The organism is Streptomyces sp. SAI-127 (assembly GCF_029894425.1).
Classification (GTDB): domain Bacteria; phylum Actinomycetota; class Actinomycetes; order Streptomycetales; family Streptomycetaceae; genus Streptomyces.
The window spans coordinates 2468099-2494475 of the sequence record NZ_JARXYJ010000001.1 but is presented as its reverse complement, the minus strand read 5'-3'; the positions used below and the strand labels follow the sequence as shown (position 1 = coordinate 2494475).

Below are 26377 nucleotides of genomic sequence, written 5' to 3'. Positions count from 1 at the left end.
TCTCAATAGGGTGACTAGGGTGACTAGCGTGTGACATATCACTGTTCCTCGGTCTCTCCGGCCCGGGCCAGCACGCCCAGCGGTACCGGCCGTGCGAACGGCCTGCGGCCCGCCGTCTCCGCGCACCCGGCGACGCCGGCCACTCCGGGCTCGCACATCCGGCCCTGGCACCAGCCCATCCCGGCCCGCGTCAGCAGCTTCACGGTCCTCAGATCACCGGCCCCCAGCTCGCGCACCGCCTCCCGCACCGCACCGGCCGACACCTCCTCGCAGCGGCACACCACCGTCCCGTCGGTGACCTGCTCGGCCCAGTGCGCGGGCGGCACGTAGACGGAGTCGACGGCGGCGAAGAAGGCCCGCAGCCCGGCCCGGGTGCGCGCGGCGGCCGCCCACTCACCCGGGTCCGGCGCCCGCTCGGTCAGCCGCGCCGCGATCGACCGACCGGCGATGTGCCCCTCGGCGAGTGAGAGGGCCGAGCCGCCGATGCCGGTGGTCTCGCCCGCCGCCCACACACCCGGCACGTCGGTGCGCTGCTCGTCGTCGACGTACACGTCCGTACCGTCGACCCGGCAGCCCAGCGCGTCGGCGAGGTCGGTGTGCGGCAGCATGCCGTGACTCACGGCGAGGGTGTCGCAGACGAGGCGGCGGCGGGTGTCTGGGCGCACCCGCCCCTCCCGGTCGAGGGCCGCGATCGTCACCGCCTCCAGCCGCTCGGCGCCGTGCGCCGCCACGACGGTGTGATGGAGGAGAGTGCGTACCCGGTGCCGGAGCAACTGCCCCGCGTACTGGGCGCCTTCGGCCATCTTGGCAGGCCGGCCCGCCAGCGCCCGGGACCGCCGTACGAACGACTTCGGGTCGGCCGAGTCCACCAGCGCGGCGACCGTCGTGCCGGCCGCGGCGAGGCCGGTGGCGACGGGCAGCAGCAGCGGCCCGGTCCCGGCGACCACGGCGGTACGGCCGGGCAGTACGAGCCCGCCCTTGAGCATGGCCTGCGCCCCGCCCGCCGTGACGACACCGGGCAGGGTCCAGCCGGGGAAGGGCAGCACCTTCTCGTAGCCGCCGGTGGCGAGGAGGACCGCAGTCGCGCGTACCTCGGCCGGCTGCTCCTGCTCGGGGCCGACGAGGGCGTGCACGGTGAACCCGGCGGTGTCCAGGCGCTCGACGAACCAGACGTGATGGTCCGTCACATTCCTTACGGTGCCGGCTTGCACATGGGCGCGCAGACCGTCCCGCAGCCTCTCCCAGGTCCGCCACTGGTGATGCAGGGCCTGCGGTCGACGGGCCCCGAGCCCGGGAGCGGGCTGCCGGTAGAACTGCCCGCCCGCCTCCGCCGCCGAGTCGATCAGGGTGACCCGGATGCCCCGGGCGGCCGCCGCGAGGGTGGCCGCGAGCCCGGCCGGACCCGCGCCGATCACCGCCAGGCTCGGCTCAGTCATCGTGGCCCGTTCCCTCCTGCGTGCGGATCGCGTCGCCCGGCTGCAAGGGCCTCAGGCAAGCCCGTTGGTTCGGGCGGTCGTTGACGGTCACCAGGCAGTCGAAGCAGACGCCGATGCCGCAGAAGATCCCGCGCGGGCGGCCCTCGCCGCGGGTGGTGCGCCAGGAGGTGACGCCCGCCGTCCACAGTGCGGCGGCGACGGTCTGGCCGGGCAGGGCCTCGATCTCCCGCCCGTCGAGGGCGACGGTGAAGGCGGGGCCGGGCTCGGCGCGCACCAGCTCCAGCGGGTTCACGAGGCCTCCTCGGAGTCGGAGTCGGAGGCGGGGAATCGGTCGGGACGGAAAGGTGCGAGATCGAGGTCGGGAGCGTGCCCGGCCAGCACCTGGGCGATCAACTGCCCTGTCCCGGTGGACAGTCCGATGCCCGCGCCCTCGTGCCCGCAGGCGTGGAACAGCCCGGGCACCCGCGGATCGGGGCCGATCGCGGGCAGGTGATCGGGCATGTACGGCCGGAAGCCGAGGTACGTCCGCATCGCACGCACCCGCTCCAGGAACGGGAACAGCCGCGTCGCGCCCTCCGCCAGCGCGCGCAGTGCCGGCAGCGACAACGACCGGTCGAAGCCCACCCGTTCACGGGTCGCGCCGATCAGGACGGGTCCGGCTGCTGTCCCCTCGACGACCGGTGAGGTCTGCAGGGCCGCCGAGTCGCTGGCCACGTCGGCCACGTAGTCGGCGGCGTACACCTTGTGGTGGACCAGGCGGGGGAGCGGCTCGGTCACGAGGACGAAGCCGCGCCGGGGGAGCACGGGGAGCCTCACTCCCGCCAGCGCGGCCAGCTCACCGCCCCAGGTCCCGGCGGCGTTGACGACATGCGGGGCATGGATCCCGCCCCGGCCGGTCCGCACCCCGCGCACGGCACCGTCGGCGCCGCGCAGCACCTCGGTCACCGCCGCGCCGGTGAACAGCCGGGCACCCGAGGCCCGTAGGAGATGAGCGGCGGCCAGCGTCGGCATGACCTGGGCGTCCTGGGGGTACAGCACACCGCCCGTGAGTCCGGGTGCCAAGTGGGGCTCCAGCTCGCGGAGCCGGCCTGCGTCCACCCGCACCGCCTCGACGCCCGCGGCCCGTTGTCCGGTCGCGAACTTCTCCAGGGCTTCGAGGCCGTCGGAGGTGGAGGCCACGACCACGCCGCCCTTGAGTTCGTACTCGACTGCGTCGCCGAGCTCCTCCGCCAACTCGGTCCACAACCGGCCGGACAGCAGGGCGAGTTCGAGCTCGGGCCCCGGCTCCTTGTCGGAGACCAGGAGATTGCCCTCACCGGCGCCGGTCGTACCACCGGCCACCGGACCGCGGTCGACGACGATCACGTCGAGGCCCGCCCGGGCGGCGTACAGGGCGCAGGCCGCGCCCACCATTCCGGCTCCGACGACCACGACATCGCAGGTCAGTCGCTTGCTCACATCAGTACTATGTCACATGCCGCTCTTGGCGGGAACACCCCGAGGTCGGACCGGAGGGGGGGCGGGCCGTGGGACGGACGGGACTCACCGGGCCGTCAGTCGATCTCGCTCGGGTCGGCGGACGGGGTGCGGCCCGCCTGGACGTCCTCGAGACGTGCCGCGCCGAGCTTCGCCGCCTGCTCGGTGGTGTCGTCGCCGGCTCCGTCGAGGCCGCCGTTGGTGAAGGTGATCGCGTCCGTGCCGAACCGCAGGGCCGCGACGTCGAGGGTGAGGGTGGTGGGCTCGCCGCCCGAAGTGCCCCGGACCGTGACCTGCAGCCCCTGCCGGGCGTCGCCCTCCTTGGGAAGGGAGGTCCCGACCACCTGGACCGTGCGCTGCCCGCCCGAACCGTCCTTCACCGTGAACTGGTCGCACTTGACCGGCAGGCTCTTCAACCAGGTGAAGGACGTGTCCAGCGCGGCCTTGTCATAGGCGGCCACCTGGTACAGCAGCCTGGACTCGCCCTCCTTGAAGCCGGTGAGCGCGGACGCTCCGGACGGCTTGCCCAGCAGCTCGTCGTCGTAGAGCCGGTCGAGCAGCTTCTGGCAGTCGGCCGCGTCGGCCTTGCCGGTGAGGAAGTCGGCGACGTCCACCTGGCCGACCAGCAGGCTGTCGCGCCAGGTGGCCGCGTTCTTGACCTGCGTCCAGTCGTCCTCCAGATCCGCCTCCGTCACCAGCGCGGCACGCGCCCCGGCCGGGGTGAGCGCGGCCGGGGACGCCTGCGCGAGCGGCGAGGAGGAGATATCGGTGGTGATCTCCGTGGTGTCCGCGCGGTCCGGACCACTGTCGTCACCGTCCGCACACGCGGCGGTCGTCAACAGGGCTCCGGCCGCCAGGGCCGAGGCGAGGACGCGGAAGGGGCGGGGCGGACGGTGGGTCATCACGAGGTCTCCTGGAGATGAGGGGTGCTTCCATGCCACAACCGCTCCTCCCGTACGACCAGCGCACCGGGCTGTTCGAGTGAGGGGGCGACGGCACCGGGTTCCGGAAAACCGGTGGCGCCCCCGACGCGGAGGTCTCTAAGGTGAAACCGCTTCGCACGGCGGCTCATGGCTGCCGTGCCCCACGAGCGAGGAACGAGGGAGGTGTCGACCGATGGCTGTCTTTGCGATGAGCGCTGCTCGCATCCAGATCATCAAGTCCACCTCCGTGGCCGTCGGCTGACACCAACTCCTGGTGCCGGGGCCACCCTTGTGAAGGGTCTCCCTTGACTTCCAGCTCCACTTCTCGTGTTTTCTCCGCTCTCGCCCCCTACGGCTGGGACGAGGCATGGGCGGACGCGTTCGCCCCCTACGAGCCCGAGGGTCTCCTGCCCGGACGTGTGGTCCGGGTCGACCGAGGGCAGTGCGACATCGTCACCGCCGAAGGGATGATGCGGGCCGACACGGCCTTCGTCACCCCGCCCGATCCGATGCGGGTCCTGTGCACCGGTGACTGGGCCGTCGTCGAGCCCGTGGGCAACCCCCGCTATGTACGGACGTATCTGCCACGCCGTACCGCATTCGTACGCTCCACCTCCTCCAAGCGGTCCGAGGGGCAGATCCTCGCGGCCAACGTCGACCACGCGATCGTCGCCGTGTCGCTGGCCGTCGAACTCGACCTCGGCCGCATCGAACGGTTCCTTGCCCTGGCCTGGGAGTCCGGCGCACAGCCGGTGGTCGTGCTCACCAAGGCCGACCTCGTGCCGGACGCGGTGACGCTCTCGCATCTCGTCCAGGACGTGGAGACGACGGCGCCGGGCGTCCCGGTGCTGACCGTCAGCGCGCTGGACGGGGAGGGGCTCGACGTACTCGTCGCGGTCGTCTCCGGCGGTACGACCGTGCTGCTCGGGCAGTCCGGCGCGGGGAAGTCGACACTGGCGAACGTGCTCATCGGCGAGGACGTGATGGCTGTGCAGGCCGCACGGGACGCGGACGGGAAGGGGCGCCACACGACCACGACCCGCAACCTCCTCGCCCTGCCGGGCGGGGGAGTACTGATCGACACGCCCGGGCTCAGGGGCGTGGGGCTGTGGGACGCCGAGACCGGTGTCGGCCAGGTGTTCTCCGAGATCGAGGCACTGGCCGCACAGTGCCGCTTCCACGACTGCGCGCACGAGAGTGAGCCGGGGTGCGCGGTGCTGGCCGCGATCGACTCCGGTGAGCTGCCCGAGCGGCGGCTGGAGAGCTACCGGAAGCTGATCCGGGAGAACCAGCGGATCGTGGCGAAGACGGACGCGAGGCTCCGTGCCGAGATCCGGAAGGACTGGAAGAAGAGGGGAGCGGAGGGGAAGGCGGCGATGGAGGCGAAGCGGGGGTCCCGGAGGTAGCGGGTAGTCGTTCGGCCGCGGCGCGGTGGGGGCCGGTCGCGCAGTTCCCCGCGCCCCTGAGTGGGTGCAGTCATGGTCTGCCTGGCTGTACCCAGCCTTTTGGGGGCGCGGGGCTGTGTCGAACATGCGGCTGCCGCCGCGTGGGCGCGACCAGCCACGACGGACCCGCACCCGTCCAAGGACCTGACGCGGCACCCCCATCACCGTGTCCGATTTCCGCCAGCGGCATCCTCGCCCACGGCGGAGACTGGAACACGTGATGGACGAAGACACCAGGTACGAAGCCGTCCGCAGCCGGGACGCCCGGTTCGACGGGGAGTTCTTCTTCGCTGTCGAGACGACCGGGATCTACTGCCGGCCCAGCTGTCCCGCGGTCACCCCGAAGCGCCGCAACGTCCGCTTCTACGCGACGGCCGCCGCCGCGCAGGGCTCCGGGTTCCGGGCCTGCCGACGGTGCCGCCCGGACGCGGTCCCCGGTTCCGCGGACTGGAACGTACGCGCGGACGTGGTGGGCCGGGCGATGCGCCTGATCGGCGACGGTGTCGTCGACCGGGAGGGCGTCGCCGGGCTCGCCGGCCGCCTCGGCTACAGCGCCCGCCAGGTCCAGCGCCAGCTCACCGCCGAGCTCGGCGCCGGCCCCGTCGCCCTGGCCCGCGCCCAGCGGGCCCACACCGCGCGCGTCCTGCTCCAGACCACCGGCCTGCCGGTCACGGAGATCGCGTTCGCCTCGGGCTTCGCCAGCGTGCGGCAGTTCAACGACACGGTCCGGGAGATCTACGCCTCCACCCCCAGCGACCTGCGGGCCGCCGCCCGGACCACGCGCCGCGCTGCCACCCCCACGGCGGGCATTCCGCTACGGCTGGCCCACCGCGGCCCCTACCGGTCCGAAGCCGTCTTCAACCTGCTGGAGAGCGAGGCCGTACCCGGCGTCGAGGAGGTGAGCGGGGCACCTGGGCGGCGCACCTACCGCCGTACCCTCCGCCTCCCGCACGGCACCGGTATCGTCGCCGTCCGCGAACGCACCGGCACGACCGGAACCACCTCCGGCGCGAACCCCGGCGGCTGGCTCGACGCCCACCTGCACCTCACCGACCCCCGCGACCTCACCACCGCCGTCGGACGGCTGCGGCGGCTCTTCGACCTCGACGCCGATCCCTACGCCGTCGACGAGCGGCTCGGCGAGGACACCCGGCTCGCTCCCCTGGTCGCCGCCCGCCCAGGACTCCGGTCGCCCGGTGCCGCCGACCCCGAGGAGTTCGCCGTACGGGCACTGGTGGGCCGCAGCGAATCCGAACGGCTCGTCCAGCGATACGGCAAGACCCTGGACGCACCCTGCGGCAGCCTCACCCACCTCTTCCCCGAGCCCGCGGCCCTCTCGGAGGCGGCCGGCCCTCTGGGCACGCTGGCCACCGCCCTGGCCGACGGGGCCGTACGACTCGATCCGGGCGCCGACCGCGACGAGGTGCAGCACGCGCTCCTCGCCCTGCCCGGCCTGGACGCCCCTACGGTCGTCGTCATCCGCACCCGCGCCCTCGGTGACCCCGATGTCGCCCCACCGGGCCTCGACACCCCCGACACCTGGCGCCCCTGGCGCTCCTACGCCTGGCAACACCTGCGTACAGCAGGAGAGTTGGAGTAATCATGGCCACCCGCTGGACCCGTCTCGACAGCCCCGTCGGCACCCTGCTCCTCACCGCCGACGAGACCGGCGCGCTGACCTCGTTGTCCGTTCCGGAGCAGAAGAAGGGCCGTACCGTTCAGGACGGTTGGGTCCACGACCCCACCCCCTTCCGGGACGCCCAGGAGCAGCTCGCCGCCTACTTCGCCGGTGAACTCAAGGAGTTCCAGCTGGAGTTGCGTCCTGAAGGTACCGAGTTCCGGACCCGCGTCTGGGACGCCCTCGACGACGTTCCGTACGGGGCGACCACGACGTACGGCGAGATCGCCGCCCGCGTCGGAGCCTCCCGCGTCGCCGTCCGGGCCGTGGGCGGCGCGATCGGTGCGAACCCGCTGCTGATCCTCCGCCCGTGCCATCGGGTGATCGGCGCGAACGGCCTGCTCACCGGGTATGCGGGCGGCCTGGAGCGCAAGACGGCCCTGCTCACCCTCGAAGGAGCCCTCTAGGACTCCTCGAGCCCCCAGCTGTGGATCCGTCGTGGATGGATGCGGATCAGTTCCTCGCTGAAGTGCGGGCCCAACTCGTGCGGGCCCGTGAGGAGCTCCGCCTCCCCGCGGATGTCGATGCCGCGCACCGTCCACGGTTTCAGACTGGCGATGTCGTCGACGACCAGCGCGACCTTCGGGTTCTTCTGGAGGTTGCGCCATTTCTTCGTGCGGCCCATCGCGTAACCGCCGATCAGGATGGTGCCGTCGTCCTGCGGGAAGAAGCCGACCGGGTTCGCCTGCGGCTGTCCCTGCGGGTCGACGGTGGCGAGCCGGCCCAGCCGCTGGGACTTCAGGTACGCGCGCTCGGCCTCGCTGAATTCGGTCATGCCAGCCACCCAAACACGCCCGCGCCGCCCGCACATCGGAATCTCGTCCTAGGCCTGTCCGGGACCGCGGTCCCAGGTCAGCCGCCCCACAGCACCGCCCCCAGCCACGCGCCCATGATCAGCAGACATGTGAACAGTTCCGCCAGCACGCTGGAGCCGCCCGAGCGCATCGCCGTACGCAGGGCGGCCTTCGCCGCTCCGTGGCGGCCGAGGCGGAGGCGTTCCGAGAGGTAGATGCCGCCCATGAACCCGGGGATCGCGCCGAGCACGGGAATCAGGAAGAAGCCGAGGAACGCGCCCGCTCCGGCGTAGACCCCCATGCGCGGGGTGGCCCCGCTCGCCCGCAGCCGGCGTGGTGGCAGCGCCCAGCGCACCACCTGGGAGAGGAACAGGGCGACCGTGGCCCCCACGAGCACGCTCCACGCGACCGGTTGCGGATCCTTCAGCGCCCACCACAGGACCGCGGACCACACGAGCCAGGACCCCGGCACCCCGGGCAACAGAACCCCGACCAGGCCGAACAGCATGACCAGGCCGACCAGCAGGAGGTCCCACACTCCCATGAGTCCAGGGTGCAGGAGGCAGGCAGAAAGCGCAGGTCAGCGATATCGCCCCGGACCGTTGAGGAAGAGCTGCGCATCGGTCTCACGGCGGTGGGCACTCGGGCCGTCGTCCGTCACAGGTCCGCGACAGGGAAGCGGGTCACACTCAGGGCCGACCCGACCGGTACCCACGACGTGCGTCCGCCGCAGGGGATCGGGTCCGGGTCACTCCGCGTCGCCGGGCGGTTCTCCCGTGGGGGGTGGAACCGTCCGGCGACCCTTTCGCAACACAGTTCGATGCGCGGGGTGGGGCTTGATTTTCGGGATGCCCCGTTTTCATACGGCCCATGCGGTGGACAATTGGGGGCATGAGCCAGCAGGGGGGAACACCCACCGGTCATGGTCCCGAGGACGACTGGTGGGGGCAGCTGTACGACTCCACCGACGACACGGGCCCCACACCGGCCCCGGACACCCTGGACGACCGCTTCGCCTCGGCGGCGGGCGCGGTGCGGGACGGGTCGGGGGGCGGAGGGCTGAGCTTCGAGGCGGGGCGCGGTGAGGTTCGGCCGGGCTTGGAGGCGGGGCTTGGTGGGGGTCAGCCGGGCTCGGACGCGGGGTCTGGTGGTGGTTGGCCTGGCTTGGGGGCAGGGTCTGGTGAGGGTCAGCCGGGCTCCGGGGCGAGGCCCGGTGGTGGATGGCCGGAGTCGGGGGCAGGGCCCGGTGGCGGACGGCCCGGCTTCGAGGGACGGCCTGTTGAGGGTCAGCCGCGCTCGGAGGCGGGGCTTGGTGGTGGATGGCCGGAGTCGGGGGCAGGGTCCGGTGGTGGACGGCCCGGCTTCGAGGGACGGCCTGTTGAGGGTCAGCCGGGCTCGGAGGCGGGGCTTGGTGGTGGATGGCCGGAGTCGGGGGCAGGGTCCGGTGGCGGACGGCCCGGCTTGGAGGGAGGGCCTGTTGAGGGTCAGCCGGGCTCGGAGGCGGGGCCCGGTGGGGGGCAGCCGGGCTCGGAGACGGAGCTCGGTGGTGGACGGCCCAGCGCTGAGACGGAGCTCGGTGAAGGACAGCCCGGTGCTGAGACAGGGTCCGGTGAAGGACAGCCCGGTTCCGAGTGGGGTGCTGCGGACGAGCAGAGCCGTCGGTCCGGCACGGGGGTCCCCGCGCCGCGGATAGGTTTCTCCGAGGCGACGGCTCCCTCACCCGGCCGGCACCGCGTCCCCTGGCAGACGCCACCCGACGTATCCGACGGCCCCGCGTCCTTCCCGCCCGGCCCCAAGCCGCCCGGCTTCGTCGAGCGGCCCGCCGAGGACCGCCCGCCCCCGCCACCCGGCGGACGTACGTCCACCGAGACGCCTCCGGCCACGACCGTTCCGACCTCGCGCATGCCGACCGAGCCCCCGCGGCCGCCGACCGCCGCACCCCCACACCCCTCAGCCCCACCTCGCCCCGCGGCACCACCCCCGCCACCGCAGGACGCCGACCGGGCCGTTTCTCCTGACGGCGGCGGGGCGATCTCGCCCGGTGGTGTCGCTGATGATGCGCCGCAGGACGGTGACCGGGGCGTTTCTCCTGACGGCGGCGGCCCGGGTAGCGGTGTCTACGGCGGAGCGGCTGCGCGGGGTGGTGCCGCAGAGGGCCCGCCGCCCGGCGGTGACCGGGTCGCTGCCTCCGACCGCGGCGATTCCGGGGAGCGGGTCGTCGGTGGAGATGATGCGCCACACGACGGTGACCAGGCCCTTCGGCCCGACGGCCGCGGCTCCCGCGGAGCTGCCTCGCGGAGTGGTGTCGCCGATGACGAACCGCAGGACGCCGACCGGGCCGGTTCGCCAGGCCGTGGCGATTCCGGAGGGCGTGGCGTCGGCGGAGTCGACCCCCGTGACCCCGCAGGCGGCGCCGAGGACGTGACCACAGCCGGCGGCCCCGAGAGCCCTCCAGGGCCCTCGCGCCGAGGCGGAGCCGGCACGCGTCGTGTCGAAGGCGACTGGTGGGCCGCCGCACCTGACGTCGAAGCCGACCTCGCCCAGGAACCCCCCGCAGCCGGCCCGGGTTCCACGCAGCCCAACCCGACCCCTGAGCCCCCCGAGCCACCCGGACACGACCAGAACGGTGCCGACCCGGAACCCGCCCCCGCGCCGCAGGCACCCCGCACCGCCACCCGCTTGGACATCCCCACCCTCCCGCCCACCCCTGTCGGATTCGTCGGCTCAGGCCCTCCCACCTACGACGCCGAACCCACCGCCCTCCCACCCGCAGACCCCGACGAACTCGACGACCTGGTGGCCGACACCGTGCTGGACGGCGCCAGATACGGGACGTGCACGCTGCGAGCGGCGTCCGTGCGAGGGGACTCGGCCAGGTTCCGCGGCGAGCCCCGAAGGGACTCCCTGCTCACCGCCCGCTTCGGTACCGGCGAGCAGGCGCTGATCCTCGTCGCCATGGCCACCGGCGCCCGAGCCACCCCCGGTGCCCACCGCGCCGCCGCCGAGGCCTGCCACTGGATCGGGCGGGCCGTCGGCCGCAGTCACGCCCGGCTCGCACAGGACATCAGCGCCGCCCGCCGCGGTGACCTCAAGTCCGGGCTGCACCGGCTCACCGACCGCAGCCTCGGAAAGCTGCGCGCCAGCGCCGTCGAACAGGGCATCGACCCGGAGGAGTACGCCGCCACCCTGCGCTGTCTGCTCCTGCCCGCCGACCCCGACTGCCGCATCCGCGTCTTCTTCGGCGTCGGCGCGGGCGGTCTCTTCCGTCTCCGCGACGGCGAATGGCACGACATCGAACCCCGCCTCACCGACATCACCGGCGAACCGGTCGTCGGCTTCGGCTCGCTGCCGACCGAGACCCCCGAGGGCGACCGCCTCACCATGGACCTCGGCATCCCCACACCCCCGAGCCCCTACGAACCCGCCCCGGAGCCGCCCCGCGAACCCTTCCGCTTCCGCGCCTCCGTCGCCCGCCCGGGTGACACCCTCCTGATGTGCACCGGAGGCCTCGCCGATCCCCTGCGCGGTGAGCCCGACCTGTGCGAGTACCTCACAGGAAGGTGGTCAGGACCCCCGCCCGGCCTCGCCGCGTTCCTCGCCGACTCCCAAGTCCGGGTCAAGGGATACGCCGACGACCGTACAGCCGCCGCCGTTTGGGAGGCGTGATCGCGGCCATTGTGGATTGATGGACCCAAGGAGACCGAAGGGGTGCATGGTTCCATGGCCAAGCAGAACGTCGCCGAACAGTTCGTGGACATCCTCGTCAAGGCCGGTGTGAAACGCCTCTACGGCGTCGTCGGCGACAGCCTCAACCCCGTCGTGGACGCCGTCCGCCGCAACTCCGCCATCGACTGGGTGCACGTACGGCACGAGGAGACCGCCGCCTTCGCCGCGGGCGCGGAGGCCCAGATCACCGGCACACTCGCCGCCTGCGCCGGTTCCTGCGGACCCGGCAACCTGCACCTCATCAACGGGCTCTACGACGCCCACCGCTCGATGGCCCCCGTGCTCGCCCTCGCCTCGCACATCCCCTCCAGCGAGATCGGCCTCGGTTACTTCCAGGAGACCCACCCCGACCAGCTGTTCCGCGAGTGCAGCCACTACAGCGAGATGATCTCCAACCCGAAGCAGATGCCAAGGCTGCTGCAGACCGCCATCCAGAACGCCGTCGGCCGCTCCGGTGTCAGCGTCGTCACCCTCCCCGGCGACATCGCCGACCAGCCCGCCCCCGACAAGGCCGCCGAGACCGCCCTCGTCACCTCCCGGCCCAGCGTCCGCCCCGGCGACGCCGAGATCGACAAGCTCGTCGAGCTGATCGACAAGGCCGACAGGGTCACCCTGTTCTGCGGCAGCGGCACGGCGGGCGCGCACGCCGAGGTCATGGAGTTCGCGGAGAAGGTCAAGTCACCGGTGGGGCACGCCCTCAGGGGCAAGGAGTGGATCCAGTACGACAACCCCTTCGACGTCGGCATGAGCGGACTGCTCGGCTACGGCGCCGCCTACGAGGCCACCCACGAGTGCGACCTGCTGATCCTGCTCGGCACCGACTTCCCGTACAACGCCTTCCTCCCCGACGACGTCAAGATCGCCCAAGTCGACGTACGCCCCGAGCACTTGGGCCGCCGCTCCAAGCTCGACCTCGCCGTCTGGGGCGACGTGAAGGAGACCCTGCGCTGTCTGACGCCCCGGGTGAAGGCCAAGACGAACCGGCGTTTCCTCGACAAGATGCTCAAGAAGCACGCCGACGCGCTCGAAGGGGTCGTGAAGGCGTACACCCGCAAGGTCGACAAGCACGTCCCGATCCATCCCGAGTACGTGGCCTCCGTACTCGACGAACTCGCCGACGACGACGCGGTGTTCACCGTCGACACCGGCATGTGCAATGTGTGGGCCGCCCGTTACATCTCGCCCAACGGCCGCCGCCGTGTGATCGGTTCCTTCTCGCACGGCTCGATGGCGAACGCGCTGCCGATGGCGATCGGGGCGCAGTTCACCGACCGCGGACGGCAGGTGGTGTCGATGTCCGGCGACGGCGGATTCTCCATGCTGATGGGCGACTTCCTGACCCTCGTCCAGTACGACCTCCCCGTGAAGGTCGTCCTCTTCAACAACTCCTCGCTCGGCATGGTCGAGTTGGAGATGCTGGTCGCCGGGCTCCCCTCCTACGGCACCACGAACAAGAACCCGGACTTCGCGGCCGTGGCCCGCGCCTGCGGTGCCCATGGCGTGCGCGTGGAGAAGCCCAAGGACCTCGCCGGGGCCCTGAAGTCGGCGTTCAAGCACAAGGGTCCCGCCCTCGTCGACATCGTCACCGACCCCAACGCCCTCTCCATCCCGCCGAAGATCAGCACCGAGATGGTCACCGGCTTCGCCCTGTCCGCCTCGAAGATCGTCCTCGACGGAGGAGTCGGCCGCATGCTCCAGATGGCCCGCTCCAACCTCCGGAACGTGCCCCGGCCCTGAGCCCCGTGGGTGCAAGACTGGCCGTATGCCAGAAATCGCCTTCACCGAAGTCGCGCCCGTCGTCCCGGTCCGGAACCTCGCCGCGGCCCTGGAGCGATACCGTCGGCTGGGCTTCGCCGCGCGTGCCTACGACGGTCCGCAGCGGTACGGCTACGTCGAGCGGGGCTCGGTCTCGATGCACCTCAGCGAGTGGTCCGAGCACGACCCTCTGCGCACCGGAGCCGTCGTCTATCTGTACGTGAGTGACGCCGACGCCGTCCATGCCGAGTGGGTCGCTTCCGGCGTCGAGGGACGCTTCGCCGAGCCGGCCGACACGCCTTACGGACTGCGGGAGTTCGCCTACGTGGACCCCGACGGCACGGCTCACCGTGTGGGGTCCGCGGCCGGCTCCTAGCTGTCGTAGTCCACCCAGGCCCGCTCACCCGCGGTGTTCGTGCCGTACCAGTAGCGGGGCAGGCCCTTGATGGCGGTCGTACGGAACGGGCGGCCGCTGTCGTCGACGCGGACCGTGCCGGTGCGGCCCTGGGAGGACCAGTCCAGTTCGAGGTACCAACCGCAGTCACAGCCCTCGGTCTCCGCCGTGACCAGCAGCACCTCCGGGTCCTCGGAGGAGACGCGGTAGGGCATCCTGACGGCCGGGATGACGTTCTCGCCGTCGTTGCCGGACTGCGAGTGGGCGATCGGCCGGTCCTTGTCCAGGTCGACGGAGAAGTAGCGCGGGGTGAGCGCGCCTCCGCAACCCTGGTCCATGGCATACGCGTTGCCCTTGGCCGGGGGTCCCGCGCGAGACGACCCGGACCCGGAGGTCCTCGAGGACGACGGCCGTCGAGTTCCGGCCCTGCACCGAGATCTGCACCATGGTCTGCCGACCGTGGATCGCACCCAGCGTGCCCGCCCAGTTCGCGGCGTCCTGGGCCGTCGGGGGCGGCGGGACCTGGGCGGGCGGCTTGTCGATGACGTAGTCGTGGCCGCAGCCCGCGTTCCAGACATGGGAGTTGACGGTCCAGGTGAGCGGGGTGCCGGTGGCGGTTCCCTGCTGCCCGGACTTGCCGGTGCCCTTCGTGGCGGCGCCGCCATCCGTCGCCGACGCGGAGGGGCTGTTCCGGGATCCCTTGGGCGCCGGGGAGCCGGAGGTGGCGGAGGGGCTCGGCGACTTGGACGGGGAGTGGCCGGGCGAGCCCGGCGCCGTCCTGGTCGTAGGGGACGACGGGTCCGGGGCCTGGGCGACCTCGTCCGATGCGGGACGCCCCGAGGGCAGCGCCGACAGGCTCCCCAGCGTGGCGAGAAGCGCCACCGCGGCGGCCGCGGCCACGGCGACGCGCCGACGGCGGTACCAGGGGCGGCGCGCAGGAGCACCGCGCCCCGCGAGCAAGGCGTCCCCCTCACCCGCGATGTTCGCGCCCACTTCACCGGCCGCGCCGCCGCCCGCTGCCGCGCCGGCCGCGCTGCCGCTCGCCGCGCCGTCGCCCACCGGGTGGCTGTTTGTCGCCGCGTTCACCTCGCCAGCCGCGCCGCCGACCGCCGCGCCGCCGCTCACCGCACTACCGATCACCGCGCTGCTGGCCCCCGCGGCGTCCCGCGCCGCGCCGCCGCCCACCGCTGCGGTCGCCGCGTTCACCCCGTCGGCTGTCGCTGACGTACCGCCATCTGCCGCGGGTGCCCGGTCGGCCGTCGCCGTCGCGCCGTCAGGTGCCCCCGCCCCGCTGCCCTCGCCGACCACTGCTTCCGTTGCCGTAGTGGCGACCGTCCCCGCCGCCGCGTCAGCAGACGCACTCGCGGTCGCCGCCTCGTCCTGCCCCGGTGCCCCCGCCGCCTCCCCGGCCCGTGGCCGCTGTCGGGCCGCCACCGCCGAGAGCCACAGTCGGTGCAGATCCATCCGCTCCTCGGCCGATGCCCCGCACAGCGCCGCGAACCGTTCCGCCGGTGCGAAGTCGACCGGTACCGCGTCGCCCGCGCAGTACCGGTGCAGGGTCGAGGTGTTCATGTTCAGCCGCCTGGCCAGCGAACCGTAGCTGCGGTCCGTGCGCTCCTTCAGCCGCCGCAGCAGGGCCGCGAACTCCTGGACATCGTCCTGTGGTTCCGGTGCCGACAACGATTCCCCCCTGATCCCGTATCCCAGGCACTCCCTATACCTGCACGTCAGACGGCCTGGGATGGTTCCATGCAGACGGATCCCGTGTCCCGTGTTGCATCCGCCCCGTGTGACCGCTGATGCTCTTGGTGTCGCACCGACCGGGCCGGACCGACCATCCGCCGTCGTCGTCGCGGCATCCCACACCCATGCACGTATCTCACGGGGGACACCCATGCCCAAGCGCACCCGAGCAGGCGCGCTCACCGTACTCTCTCTCACCGGCCTCGTGCTCGGCGTCACACTCGCCGTGCAGGCCGGGGCCGCGCCGGCCGCGCCCAAGTTCCTCTCGGCCGCCGACCTCCCACCGCACCCCTCGTCCGCCTGGACGGCGGGCAAGGTGACCGACGGCGTCCCGGACGAACTGCTGCTCTGCCTCGAGGACGCGCTGCCGGGCTACGACTCCCGGTACCGCGACTTCCGCACCGAACTGGAGACCAGCGCCCGCCAGCTGACGATCGAGGTCGGCACCAAGGCCAAGGCCTCGGCCCTCGCCACCCGCATGAACAAGGAGATCCGCACCTGCGCGGACCGCCTCGAACAGGGCGACCCGGAGCTCGAGGCGACGTACAAGGACTACGGCAAGGTCGCGGTCGAGGAGGGCGCCCGGGTGCACGGCCTGCACACGGAGCACTCGGACGGCGCCACCGACATCCGCCTGCTGTCCGTCGGCCGGGACGACCGGACCGTCACCGTCGTGGAGTGGTCCCAGATGGGCGACTTCTCCAGTGCCCCGGTGAAGGCCTTCAAGAAGACGACCTCCACCGCGGTGAACAAGCTCCACTGAGAGCCGGGGCCGCCCTCCCGCACGGGGGTCGGGCGGGCGGCCCCGCCTGGATCGCACCACCATCGGCAAGACCCGGAAAGACCCAGAAAGACTCAGAAAGAAAACGGGGAACACGGATGAACACGACCAAGGCGACCCGCCGCACCACCCTGGCCGTCGGCCTCGCCCTGGCCCTCGGCCTCGGCATCACCGCCCAGGCCTCCGCCGGAGCACCGCGCAGCGTCAGCGGGAAGCCGTCCGACGACATCACCCGCATCGCCGACTTCTACGGCGCCTACATCGACGCGGTCAACGACGAGGGCGGCGGTCACCTCCAGGACGCGCTCCGATCGCACTACCTCACACCGGCCTTCCAGAAGGAACTGAACGCCTGGGAGGACAAGGAGCACGCCGACGGCGTCCTGCGCGCCCAGAACGTGCCCCTCGCCTGGAAGGTCACCGACAACGGCACCGCCGACCACACGGAGGCCGTCGTCACCCTCACCTGGAGTGCCGGCCAGACCAGCACCCTCGTCGTCGACATGACCCGCGGCAGCCACAAGATCTTCCACATCGGCACCAAGGGCCTCGCAGGCAAGTAGCGGCGGATTCCGGCCAGTTTCCCGACCGCCACACCCGTTCGTCGGGTACGGCGAGGTCGGCAGCGCGGGGTCGGCAGATCGGCCCATGCCCGGTGGCCCCGGTGTCCCGGAGCCATGTGGCTCAGCAGACCTGCGGCACCGCGGGCCCGGCTGCCGCCTCCGGGAACGGATGCACCGGCTCACCTCCGCTCACCGGGCCCGATCGGCGGGTGCCGGTGGTGGGGGTGCACGCCGTTTCAGGGGGCGCGCGGGTCGTCGTACGGCAGGCTCCGCACCTCGCGGCCCGGACCGGAAGGGGTGAATCCAGGGCCGGTCCCCGCCCGGATGCCCAGGTCGGCCCACTTCTCGCGTCCCTCGGAACCACCCCGCCGACCAGGTGATTTGCCGCGCCTTCCCGGCGTGAAGGGCTGCGCGGCGCCCGTGGCGTCCGGTACCCCGACACCGGTTCGCAGGGCACATGCCGCGCGGAGGGGGCCGGCGGCACACGCGCCGCGTGTCGTGCGGGCCGTACGGACCGCCGCGGGGCGCCGCCCCATTGGAGCCGCGCGGCCGTGCGCGGCGGTCCGCGGGGCGTGGCCCGGGATTCGTCCGCCCTGTCGGCATGGCCGTGGTCGCCACCGCAAACGTGGCCGAACACCTGGTCGTTGACGATTCGACATGACTGCCGCATGAACTACGGGGCATGGATCCCCGTGAACGTGTTCGAGCAGGAGGGGAACCGACATCGGCACGCGGGCGGGGGTCATGAAGAGGCAGGCACGAGGAGGCGGTCCCACGACAGTAGGGGCCTTCTCGGCAAAGACCGTGGAGGAGAAGGCGGACAGCGCCCTGGAGCAGGCGCAGTCGCCTCAGCTCCGGCGCAGACTGGAGCAGGCGGACCTGGGGGCCGTACCTGAGACACGCAGGGCCTTGCGCGAGCTGTTACGACATTGGGGGAGGCCCGGACGATCCGAGATAGCCGAACTGCTCACCAGTGAACTCGTCACCAACGCACTCGTGCACACAGACCACGACGCGGTCGTCACGGCCACGGTGGGGCCCCGGGCGCTGAGGGTCGAGGTGCGGGACTTCGTCGCCCGCAGACCCCGGATGCGTGTACCGAACGCCGATGACGGTACACACGGCAGGGGCCTGGTCCTGGTGCAGTCCCTCGCGGACGCCTGGGGTGTACGGGCACACGGCGTGGGCAAGGCCGTCTGGTTCGAACTCGACGCCGGAACGGCGTGAACCACGGGAGGGGGGCGTGACCGCGTCGGTCACGCCCCCCTCCCGTGGTGCTCCGGCCTCTCGGCCGCGCCCTTCAGGCCTTGGCCTTGGCTTTCGCCTCAGCCGAACTGCTGCTCAAGATCCTTGAGTTTGCGCTCCAGCGAGTCGAGACGCGGCAGGGCCATTGTGTCGTCCTCCGCGGTGAGGTCGACGGAGTGCGACTCAGACGCGCCGCGGACGGGCTGAAGTGAGGGACGCTGGCGTACGGGCAGCGGGTCCGGGTTGGGTATGGCAGGCTCCGCGGAGGCTCGCTCCAGAGCCGGGGCCGCCGGGGACTCCAACTGGCGCCCGCCGCCCCGGCCGACGAAGCCGCGGTGCCCTCGGCTGATCGCCTTGAGCTGGGCGCGCTCCACGCGCTGCTCGCCGCGCCGACGCAGTCGGGCCGCTTCCTTCTCACGCTGGTCCTCGCGGACCTCGTCGACCGCCTCGTCGAGGCTGCGCACGTTCTCCAGCAGCATCAGCGACCAGGCCTTGTACGTCTCACGCGGCGCCCTCACCCAGCGGACGATGCGGATCTGGGGCAGCGGACGCGGCACCAGACCCTGCTCGCGCAGAGCGGCCTTACGGGTCTGCTTCAGCGCGCGGTCGAAGAGGACGGCGGCCGAGAGGGACATGCCGGAGAAGAACTGCGGCGCGCCGTCGTGGCCGAACCCCCTGGGCGCGTGCACCCAGTTGAACCAGGCCGCCGCACCGGCGAACGTCCACACGAGTATCCGGGAGCCGAGGGCCGCGTCACCGTGGCTGGCCTCGCGCACCGCGAGCACGGAACAGAACATCGCCGCGCCGTCCAGGCCGAACGGGACGAGGTATTCCCAGCCGCCGGACAGGTTCAGGTTCTGCTGGCCGAAGCCCACCAGACCGTGGAAGGAGAGGGCGGCGGCAACCGCCGCACAGCAGAACAGAAGGACATAGGAGGCGGTGCCATATATGGCCTCCTTGCGCCTGCGGCGCTCCTCGCTCCGCTCCCACGAGTCGTCTTTCGCGTGCTCCCCGCCGGACCGCTTGCTCCGCGCGAGCACCGCTACCGCCGCCAGCATGCCCAGGAGCAGTACGGCGCCCGGAAGCAACCAGTTCAGCGATATGTCGGTCAGTCTCATCTGGGGTCCCTTGCATTGGGATAGGGCGTAACGCCCGCCATAGTGGCCCAATCCCAACGGCCCTCAGGCGTTTTCGGGGCAAGAGGCCGCCAAGGAAGTGCAAGGGGTTGCCCAGGGCGGCGTTCTGCTCGAACTGCCGCTTGAGGGGCGGGAGTTGAGTTCGAATAAGACTACCCGTACGGGTGGTTCCACGGAAAGTTCCTGCGGCAAGTGAGGAAGTTGTGAATTGCCTGTAACCGAACGGGCGTCCCAGTCGGCGTTGATCTTACGGGACACGGGAACGGGGTCTGCGGCGGGGTCCCTCTGACGGGACCTCAACTGACAGCGGCCGCCGTGAGCTTGGCGATCCGGTCCGTGTCGCAGGTGCGCGGGCAGGTCGCGCAGGTGTCGTCCGGATCCAGTGTGTAGTACATGCAGCAGCTGATCCGGTCCCGTGTGGCCAGGGGCCTGCCGTCGGGGTCCGTGAGCACGCGGAAGGCCGGGGAGCCGACGAACGGCTTCGTCGTGCCGGGCAGGAGGAGCTCCAGGGCGTGTTCGGCCCGGCGCTTCTCCTGCTCGCCCAGCAGTTCGGCGACGTACCAGATCCCCTCGACGATCTCGTCGGTCACCATGCCCCACAGGGCCCTGCCGCGGCGGCGCATGCGCGGGCCGAAGGCGGCGAGGAGCGGCTCCATGTGCTCGGCGACGGCGTCCCTCAGTTCCGCGCGCAGGGACTCCTCGTCGGGGACCGTGTACGCGCCGGGGAGCGCGGCGGCCGGGTCGTCCGGGAGGCAGGCGAACGGGCCCGGGTGGACCGCGAGGGCCATCGGGCCCCGGGTGCGGTCGTAGGAGACCTGTGTCACCGGGTAGCGGGGGACCCTGCGGTGCAGGAACCACGGTGCCGTGAAGAGGAGGCAGGCCGGCCAGGCGTAGCGGTGCAGGCCGAAGCCGGCGATCACGTCCGGGCGGCCCTTCCTGGCGTTGTCCCTGAGGACCTGCTCGTCGTCCCAGGCGAGGAAGGTGTCCAGGGCGGTGCCGTTCCCCGCGAGCGCCGCGGCGGTGACCCAGCCGTCACCGGCCGGGAGGGGGGTGGCCTCGGGCAGCTCCGTGACCGTCAGCGCCGGGAGGGCCTCGGTCACGCGCGCGTAGGCGGCTGTGACGGCGGAGCGGGGAGCCGGACGGGGGGCGGGCGGCGGTAGGGGCATGCGGGGGGCACCGATTCGCAGTCGTCTAAAGGTAAGGCTTACCTTACCCGGATCTTTGGGATTTGAACTGGAGCGTTCTGCGCCTAAGGTGCTTGACGGGTGAGTAACAAGCCCTCGTTAATGACCCCAAGTACTGACACGTCCGGAGGAGGACCCGTGAAGCAGGGTGCGCAGGGCTCCGCCGGGACGGGTGGTGCGGAGCGGCACGCGGACCTGGCCGTTGGCGCGGTTCGGGTGCCGCCGCAGATGCGGGCCTCCGATGCGGCGCGGGCGCGGGCCGAGGCGGGTTCCGGGGTCCGGGGTGAGCACACGCACAGTGAGGTGCCGATTCCGCGACCTGTCGTCCAGCGGGCCTCCGTGCGGGGGCAGATCCTCGACGCTTTGCGTACGGCGTTGGTCACGGGGGAGCTGCGGCCGGGTGAGGTGTACTCGGCGCCCGCGCTGGGGGAGCGCTTCGGGGTGTCCGCCACGCCGGTGCGGGAGGCCATGCAGCAGCTCGCGCTGGAGGGGGCCGTCGAGGTTGTTCCCAACCGCGGGTTCCGGGTGGTCGAGCGGGGGGCCCGCGAGCTGGCCGAGTTGGCCGAGGTGCGGGCGCTGATCGAGGTGCCGGTGGTGTTGCGGCTGGCCCGGAGTGTGCCGGTGGAGCGGTGGGCGGAGTTGCGTCCGGTGGCGGAGGCGAGCGTGCGGGCGGCGTCGTCGGGGTGCCGGGCGACGTACGCGGAGGCCGATCGGGCGTTCCACCGCGCGGTGCTGTTGCTGTCGGAGAACGAGCAACTGGTCCAGATCGCGGAGGACTTGCACCGGCGGTCTCAGTGGCCGCTGGTGGGTGGTTCCGCGGTGCGGGGGCGGGCGGACCTGATCGCGGACGCGGCGGAGCACACGGCGCTGTTGGACGCGTTGATCGCGCGGGATCTGGATGTGGTGCGGGGGCTGGTGGGCGGGCATTTCGCCGGAGCGTCCTGAGTCGAAGGCGGATGCCTCCGGCGGTTGGGCGGGTTGCTGCGGGTTCGGTGGGGGCGGGCGTTGTGCGCAGTTCCCCGCGCCCCTGGATGCCTGCGGCGGCCCGTTTCGGCCCCGGTGGGGGCGGGTGTAGCGCGTGCGGGTGTGTTGTGGGTCGGGGCCGGGGTGGGGGGTATCCGTCCTCGGTCCGGCGGCTCGGCTGCTCCAGCAGTGCTCGGTGACGGACGCCGGCCGCTGCGGGCGGACACCCCCCACCCCGTCCCCTTCGCGCCGTACGCGGCCAACGGTCCGTCGTGGCGCGCGGTGCGGCCAACGGTCCGTCGTGGCGCGCGGTGCGGCCAACGGTCCGTCGTGGCGCGCGGTGCGGCCAACGGTCCGTCGTGGCGCGCGGTGCGGCCAACGGTCCGTCGTGGCGCGCGGTGCGGCCAACGGTCCGTCGTGGCGCGCGGTGCGGCCAACGGTCGGTCGTGGCGCGTGAGGTGGGGATCGGTCCGTCGTGGCGCGGGTGACTGCAACTCCCCAGGGGCGCGGGGAACTGCGCGACCAGCCACAACGGACCCGCAGCCGCCCGACAACCCGACCCGGCACCCCGTAGGCGCCCCGCCCAAGCCCCGCGCACGCGGCCCGCGGGGAACTGCGCGACCAGCCACAACGGACCCGCAGCCGCCCGACAGCCCGACCCGGCACCCCGTAGGCGCCCCGCCCAAGCCCCGCGCACGCGGCCCGCGGGGAACTGCGCGACCAGCCACAACGGACCCGCAGCCGCCCGACAACCTGACCCGGCACCCCCATAGGCGCCCCGGTCACATCACGCCGTGGCCGCCGGCGGAGTCAACTGTCGGGCCAGCCACGTAGGTACGCCCCCCAGCAACCGGTACAACCGCCCCGCCTCCGCGCGGAGTCGGGACGCCTCCGGTTCCACCTCCGCGTCCGCGAGGGAGGCGAGGGCCGGTGCCGTTCCCACCAGGTAGCCCAACTCCTCCCGGATCCGGAGTGATTCGGCGAAGCCGTGCCGCGCCTCGGCCAACTCGCCGTCCCGCAGGGCGAGTCCGGCGAGGTGGCGCCAAGTGAAGGACAGGAGCAGGGGGTCGGAGTGCGCCGTGGCGCCCGCGTGGGCGCGGCGGTAGGCCGCCCGGGCCGCCTGGGGAGCGTGGGCCAGGTTCTCCGCCAGCAGACCTCGGCGGAAGTCCAGCAGCGCCCTCGCCTCCACCCCCGGAGGGATCAGCGCCGCCGCACGGCCCAGCGCCGCCCTCGCCTCGTCCGCGCGGTCACGGACCCCGTGAAGCGTCGAGGCGTACGCAAGTTGCCCTCTTTCACAAGCGGCCGCTCCGCGTTCGCCGTCGCTGTGGGCCATGGCCTCGGCGGTGCGCAGCGCGTCCTCCGCCTCCGCCCAGCCCTGCTCCGTGTACAGGCAGCGTTCCACCAGAAGCGCCGCTCTCTGCAGAGCCGCCTGCGCGGTGACCGGTTGGAGCAGGGCGGCCGCGTCGGCCCAGCAGGCCCGGGAGCGCAGCCGCCATACCGCGGTCTGGAGTGGATCGTCACCGGCGGTCGTTCCGTTACCAGACATGGCGGTATGCGCCACGTTGCCCTCCCCGAGCGCGCCGTCGAGCTATGAGTGGTGGCGGCATCTCAGCACGAAACAACAGGCCCGGCCAAGGGGGTGGGTGAAGGAATTCACAAAGTCGTGGGAGTCCGGGGCCTCACAGGTTTCAGCTCATCCGCAGTGCCAGGAAGAAATCCAGCTTGTCCTCGAGGCGCGAGAGGTCCCGGCTCGTCAACTGCTCGATCCGCCCGACGCGGTAGCGCAGCGTGTTGACGTGCAGGTGGAGACGGGTGGCGCAGCGGGTCCAGGAGCCGTCGCAGTCCAGGAAGGCCTCCAGGGTGGGGATCAGCTCGGCCCGGTGACGGCGGTCGTAGTCGCGGAGCGGGTCGAGGAGGCGGGCCGTGAAGGCACGGCGGACGTCGTCCGGCACGAAGGGCAGCAGCAGCACGTGCGAGGCCAGCTCCTGGTGCCCTGCCGCGCAGACCCTGCCGGCGCGGGCCGCGGCCACCCTGCGGGCGTGGCGGGCCTCCTCCAGGGCGCCTCTGAGGCCCTCCGCCGAGTGGACCGACGCACTGACGCCAAGGGTGACCCTGCCGTCGTCGTCCAGGCCGGCCGCCAGGGGGTCCCGTACGGATTCCAGGAGGGCGTCCGCCAGGATGCCGGCCTCGGAGCCGTCGTGCTCGGTGGAGACCGCCGGGAGGGGGACCAGGGCGATCGCCTCGTCGCCCGTGTGCGCCACCGCTATGCGGTCGGAGGGTTCGGGGCCCGTGGCCGACGGGTCCACCAGGATCTCCTCCAGGAGCGACTGGGCCACGGGACCGCCCTCCAGGTCGCCGTCCTGCCATTCGACCCTGGCCACCACCACCTGCCAGTGCGGGGCCGTTCCCAGGCCGGGGAGGAGGACCGGGGCGGCCACCCTGAGGCGGGCGGCGATCTCGGCCGGTGCCGCTCCCGTCTGGACCAGCTCCAGGACCTCCTGGGCCAGCCGGCGGCGGACCGTGCGGGCCGCGTCCCTGCGGTCCCGCTCGACCGCGATCAGCTGGGTGACGCCCCGCAGGAGATCCAGGCGTTCCTCCGGCCAGTCGCCTGCGTCCGCCTCCACCGCCAGCAGCCAGTCCGACAGGACCGTCTCGCGTACGTCCCTGGAGGCCTGGGGCGAGCGGCCGGAGCTGCGGACCGGGAAGAGGGAGTACGTCGACGAGCCGAGCGTGACACGGTGGGGCCCGCGGCGCCCGGTGCGGGCCGCCGCCAGGTGTTCCGCCGCGAGCTTCGCGCAGGTGTCCGCCGGCAGCCCGGGGCCCGCCACCTTCGGGCCCGCGATCAGACGGCCGGTGGGGGACAGGACCCAGGCGCGCAGGTCCAGGTCGGAGCCCAGGAGGTCGAGGACCACGTCCGGGCCGCCGCCCGCCGGGCCGGAGGTCATCATGCGGCGGTGGCGGTCCACCACGGCCGCCAGGTCACCGGCCCGCTCCCCGGAGACCTGCCGTACGACATGCTCGGTGATCGTCGCGAAGGCCACCGACTCGTGCACCGCGAACAGAGGGAGACGGTGGCGGACGCAGGCGACCACCAGGTCCTCCGGGACATTGCCCAGTTCCGCCTCACCGGCCGCCAGCCCGGCCACTCCGGCCTGCACGAGGAGTCGTACGAAAGGCTCCGAGTCGGCGGCGTCCCGGCGCCAGGCGAGGCCGGTCAGGACCAGTTCCCCGCCCGAGAGGTAGCGGCTCGGGTCGCGCAGGTCCGTGGTCATCACCCCGCGCACGGTGCGATCCAGTTCGTCCTCGCCGCCGAGCAGCCGCAGGCCCAGCGCGTCGGTGTCCAGCAGTGCGCGCAGCCGCATTCTCGTCGCCGCCGTTCTGTGTCTCGAAATCTACGATGGGGGAAGGGTCCGGTGAGGTGCGGAGCGGCCCGTGCCGTCTCCGGGGCTGTGTCCCAGGTCACATGGGCTGTGTCGCACGTTTCCGCAGGAAAACATGGGGGTTACTGAGGACCTCCGTTCATATGAATCTACAAGATGGCGGCCCCGACCAGCCAACTCCTTCATGGTTTCCGTGACTGACCCCGTCGGAGTAAGCCGCTGTGTACTGGCTCCACTCCACGTGAACTGCATATGAACGAGCCGGGCCCCGCCGCACACGATCTGGCTCGATCCGTACGACCCTCAAGACGAAGAAGAGAGCCGGTCATGGACTTCCTTCGCCCCGCCAGCTGGGAGGAGGCGCTCGCCGCCAAGGCCGAGCACCCCACCGCTGTGCCCATCGCGGGCGGCACCGACGTGATGGTCGAGATCAACTTCGACCATCGGCGGCCCGAGTACCTGCTCGACCTGAACCGCGTCGGCGACCTCACCGAGTGGGAGGTCGGCGAGGACAGCGTGCGGCTCGGTGCCTCCGTGCCGTACACCCGGATCATGGAGGACCTGCGCGGCGAGCTCCCTGGCCTGGCCCTCGCCTCGCACACCGTGGCCTCTCCGCAGATCCGCAACCGCGGCGGCGTCGGCGGCAACCTCGGAACCGCCTCCCCGGCCGGTGACGCCCACCCCGCCCTCCTCGCGGCCGGCGCCGAGGTCGAGGTCGAGTCGGTGCGCGGATCGCGGCTCATCCCGATCGACGAGTTCTACACCGGCGTGAAGCGCAACGCGCTGGCGGCCGACGAGCTCATCCGCGCCGTGCACATCAAGAAGGCCGACGGGCCCCAGCAGTACTCCAAGGTCGGCACACGCAACGCCATGGTCATCGCCGTGTGCGCCTTCGGGCTCGCCCTGCACCCCGGGACGCGGACCGTGCGGACGGGGATCGGTTCGGCCGCCCCCACACCCGTTCGGGCCAAGACCGCCGAGGAGTTTCTGAACGCCGCTCTGGAAGAAGGCGGGTTCTGGGACAACGGCAAGATCATCACCCCTTCGGTCGCCAAGCAGTTCGCGGACCTCTGCGCTGCCTCCTGCAACCCGATCGACGACGTCCGGGGCACGGCGAGCTACCGCCGCCACGCGGTCGCCATCATGGCCCGCCGCACGCTGACCTGGACCTGGGAGTCGTACCGCGGCACCGCCGCCACCACGGAGGGAGCTGCGTAATGCGCGTCAACTTCACTGTCAACGGACGTCCGCAGGAAGCCGACGACGTGTGGGAGGGCGAGTCCCTGCTGTACGTGCTGCGGGAGCGGCTCGGGCTGCCCGGTTCGAAGAACGCCTGCGAGCAGGGCGAGTGCGGGTCCTGCACGGTCCGTCTGGACGGCGTCCCGGTGTGCTCGTGCCTGGTCGCCGCCGGGCAGGTCGAGGGGCGCGAGGTCGTCACCGTCGAGGGGCTCGCGGACTACGCGAAGCAGCGTTCGTGCGGTCACAAGGCGCCGGAGGGGCACGACTCCCACACCGGCGAGGGCACCGAACTCTCGCCCGTCCAGCAGGCGTTCATCGACGCCGGCGCCGTCCAGTGCGGCTTCTGCACGCCGGGGCTGCTGGTCGCCGCCGACGAGATGCTGGAGCGCAACCCCAACCCGAGCGACGCGGACATCCGCGAGGCGCTGTCGGGCAACCTGTGCCGCTGCACCGGCTACGAGAAGATCATGGACGCGGTCCGCCTCGCGGCCGCCCGGCAGGGAGAGGCGGTCTGAC

Annotated in this window: 23 protein-coding genes and 1 pseudogene; 12 read left to right on the top strand and 12 right to left on the bottom strand. The window is 72.3% G+C overall.

Features of this window, described 5'->3' with window-relative positions; translation table 11 throughout:
- Window positions 1-38 precede the first annotated feature (38 nt).
- The 4 genes from M2157_RS11625 to M2157_RS11610 all read right to left on the bottom strand — a co-directional run bounded on the left by M2157_RS11625 (window position 39) and on the right by M2157_RS11610 (window position 3814).
- On the bottom strand, window positions 39-1436 hold the full coding sequence (locus tag M2157_RS11625; RefSeq protein WP_280865203.1) for an NAD(P)/FAD-dependent oxidoreductase: 1398 nt from the start codon (window positions 1434-1436) through the stop codon (window positions 39-41).
- Entirely contained in the window at window positions 1429-1728 is a 300-nt protein-coding gene (locus tag M2157_RS11620) for a (2Fe-2S)-binding protein (RefSeq protein WP_280865202.1), read from the bottom strand. The genes M2157_RS11625 and M2157_RS11620 overlap by 8 nt, the downstream gene beginning before the upstream one ends.
- Window positions 1725-2894, bottom strand: a complete 1170-nt coding sequence (locus tag M2157_RS11615; RefSeq protein WP_280861748.1) for an FAD-binding oxidoreductase — start codon at window positions 2892-2894, stop codon at window positions 1725-1727. Before M2157_RS11615 ends, M2157_RS11620 begins: the two co-directional genes overlap by 4 nt.
- A 95-nt stretch (window positions 2895-2989) precedes the next feature.
- Entirely contained in the window at window positions 2990-3814 is an 825-nt protein-coding gene (locus M2157_RS11610; protein WP_280865201.1) for a hypothetical protein, read from the bottom strand.
- A gap of 326 nt (window positions 3815-4140) precedes the next feature.
- Between M2157_RS11610 and rsgA the strand changes: the two genes are divergently transcribed.
- The 3 genes from rsgA (at window position 4141) to M2157_RS11595 (ending at window position 7365) form a co-directional block, all read left to right on the top strand.
- Complete coding sequence (rsgA, locus tag M2157_RS11605) at window positions 4141-5241, top strand: ribosome small subunit-dependent GTPase A (RefSeq protein WP_280861746.1); 1101 nt, start codon at window positions 4141-4143, stop codon at window positions 5239-5241.
- A gap of 259 nt (window positions 5242-5500) precedes the next feature.
- Entirely contained in the window at window positions 5501-6880 is a 1380-nt protein-coding gene (locus M2157_RS11600; RefSeq protein ID WP_280865200.1) for a DNA-3-methyladenine glycosylase 2 family protein, read from the top strand.
- 2 nt (window positions 6881-6882) lie between these two features.
- A complete protein-coding gene (locus M2157_RS11595; protein ID WP_280865199.1) occupies window positions 6883-7365 on the top strand; it encodes a methylated-DNA--[protein]-cysteine S-methyltransferase in 483 nt (160 codons plus the stop codon).
- Here the strand turns inward: M2157_RS11595 and M2157_RS11590 are convergent.
- The 3 genes from M2157_RS11590 to M2157_RS11580 all read right to left on the bottom strand — a co-directional run bounded on the left by M2157_RS11590 (window position 7362) and on the right by M2157_RS11580 (window position 10368).
- Window positions 7362-7733 (bottom strand): PPOX class F420-dependent oxidoreductase, encoded by a 372-nt coding sequence (locus M2157_RS11590; protein ID WP_057610970.1) that lies wholly within the window; start codon window positions 7731-7733, stop codon window positions 7362-7364. The genes M2157_RS11595 and M2157_RS11590 overlap by 4 nt on opposite strands.
- A gap of 77 nt (window positions 7734-7810) precedes the next feature.
- The gene (locus M2157_RS11585) at window positions 7811-8296 is read right to left on the bottom strand and encodes a DUF456 domain-containing protein (protein WP_280861743.1); all 486 of its coding nucleotides are present in this window, start codon (window positions 8294-8296) and stop codon (window positions 7811-7813) included.
- Between the two features lie 1406 nt (window positions 8297-9702).
- On the bottom strand, window positions 9703-10368 hold the full coding sequence (locus M2157_RS11580) for a hypothetical protein (protein WP_280865198.1): 666 nt from the start codon (window positions 10366-10368) through the stop codon (window positions 9703-9705).
- Between the two features lie 63 nt (window positions 10369-10431).
- Here M2157_RS11580 and M2157_RS11575 point away from each other — a divergent pair, with 63 nt between their 5' ends.
- From M2157_RS11575 to M2157_RS11565, 3 genes are read left to right on the top strand one after another with little or no spacing between them, the layout of a single operon-like run.
- The gene (locus tag M2157_RS11575; RefSeq protein WP_280861741.1) at window positions 10432-11418 is read left to right on the top strand and encodes a protein phosphatase 2C domain-containing protein; all 987 of its coding nucleotides are present in this window, start codon (window positions 10432-10434) and stop codon (window positions 11416-11418) included.
- Window positions 11419-11472: 54 nt separating this feature from the next.
- A complete protein-coding gene (locus M2157_RS11570; protein WP_280865197.1) occupies window positions 11473-13215 on the top strand; it encodes a pyruvate dehydrogenase in 1743 nt (580 codons plus the stop codon).
- A 25-nt stretch (window positions 13216-13240) separates the two neighbouring features.
- The gene (locus M2157_RS11565; RefSeq protein ID WP_280861739.1) at window positions 13241-13609 is read left to right on the top strand and encodes a VOC family protein; all 369 of its coding nucleotides are present in this window, start codon (window positions 13241-13243) and stop codon (window positions 13607-13609) included.
- Here the strand turns inward: M2157_RS11565 and M2157_RS11560 are convergent.
- Window positions 13606-15307: pseudogene (locus M2157_RS11560) on the bottom strand (helix-turn-helix transcriptional regulator). The gene M2157_RS11565 and the pseudogene M2157_RS11560 sit on opposite strands and share 4 nt — an antisense overlap.
- A gap of 214 nt (window positions 15308-15521) precedes the next feature.
- On the opposite strand from M2157_RS11560, the gene M2157_RS11555 reads away from it, so the two are divergent.
- The 3 genes from M2157_RS11555 (at window position 15522) to M2157_RS11545 (ending at window position 17941) form a co-directional block, all read left to right on the top strand.
- Window positions 15522-16133: a hypothetical protein gene (locus M2157_RS11555; protein WP_280861737.1), complete on the top strand. Its 612-nt coding sequence runs from the start codon at window positions 15522-15524 to the stop codon at window positions 16131-16133.
- Window positions 16134-16249: 116 nt separating this feature from the next.
- Entirely contained in the window at window positions 16250-16714 is a 465-nt protein-coding gene (locus tag M2157_RS11550; protein WP_280861736.1) for a hypothetical protein, read from the top strand.
- A gap of 804 nt (window positions 16715-17518) precedes the next feature.
- The gene (locus M2157_RS11545) at window positions 17519-17941 is read left to right on the top strand and encodes an ATP-binding protein (RefSeq protein WP_280861735.1); all 423 of its coding nucleotides are present in this window, start codon (window positions 17519-17521) and stop codon (window positions 17939-17941) included.
- 98 nt (window positions 17942-18039) lie between these two features.
- On the opposite strand, the gene M2157_RS11540 is transcribed toward M2157_RS11545, so the two are convergent.
- Window positions 18040-19077 (bottom strand): DUF2637 domain-containing protein, encoded by a 1038-nt coding sequence (locus M2157_RS11540; RefSeq protein ID WP_280861734.1) that lies wholly within the window; start codon window positions 19075-19077, stop codon window positions 18040-18042.
- A gap of 314 nt (window positions 19078-19391) precedes the next feature.
- Window positions 19392-20261 (bottom strand): (2Fe-2S)-binding protein, encoded by an 870-nt coding sequence (locus M2157_RS11535; RefSeq protein WP_280865196.1) that lies wholly within the window; start codon window positions 20259-20261, stop codon window positions 19392-19394.
- A 156-nt stretch (window positions 20262-20417) separates the two neighbouring features.
- Between M2157_RS11535 and M2157_RS11530 the strand changes: the two genes are divergently transcribed.
- Entirely contained in the window at window positions 20418-21224 is an 807-nt protein-coding gene (locus M2157_RS11530; RefSeq protein ID WP_280865195.1) for a GntR family transcriptional regulator, read from the top strand.
- 805 nt (window positions 21225-22029) lie between these two features.
- Here M2157_RS11530 and M2157_RS11525 read toward each other — a convergent pair.
- Both M2157_RS11525 and M2157_RS11520 read right to left on the bottom strand, forming a co-directional pair.
- On the bottom strand, window positions 22030-22803 hold the full coding sequence (locus M2157_RS11525) for a hypothetical protein (protein WP_280861731.1): 774 nt from the start codon (window positions 22801-22803) through the stop codon (window positions 22030-22032).
- A 127-nt stretch (window positions 22804-22930) separates the two neighbouring features.
- Window positions 22931-24604 carry a PucR family transcriptional regulator gene (locus M2157_RS11520; protein WP_280861730.1) on the bottom strand — a complete coding sequence of 558 codons (1674 nt, stop codon included), beginning with the start codon at window positions 24602-24604 and terminating at the stop codon, window positions 22931-22933.
- A 345-nt stretch (window positions 24605-24949) separates the two neighbouring features.
- Between M2157_RS11520 and M2157_RS11515 the strand changes: the two genes are divergently transcribed.
- The gene (locus tag M2157_RS11515; RefSeq protein ID WP_266509723.1) at window positions 24950-25840 is read left to right on the top strand and encodes an FAD binding domain-containing protein; all 891 of its coding nucleotides are present in this window, start codon (window positions 24950-24952) and stop codon (window positions 25838-25840) included.
- Window positions 25840-26376, top strand: a complete 537-nt coding sequence (locus M2157_RS11510) for a (2Fe-2S)-binding protein (protein ID WP_280861729.1) — start codon at window positions 25840-25842, stop codon at window positions 26374-26376. The genes M2157_RS11515 and M2157_RS11510 overlap by 1 nt, the downstream gene beginning before the upstream one ends.
- Window position 26377 lies beyond the last annotated feature (1 nt).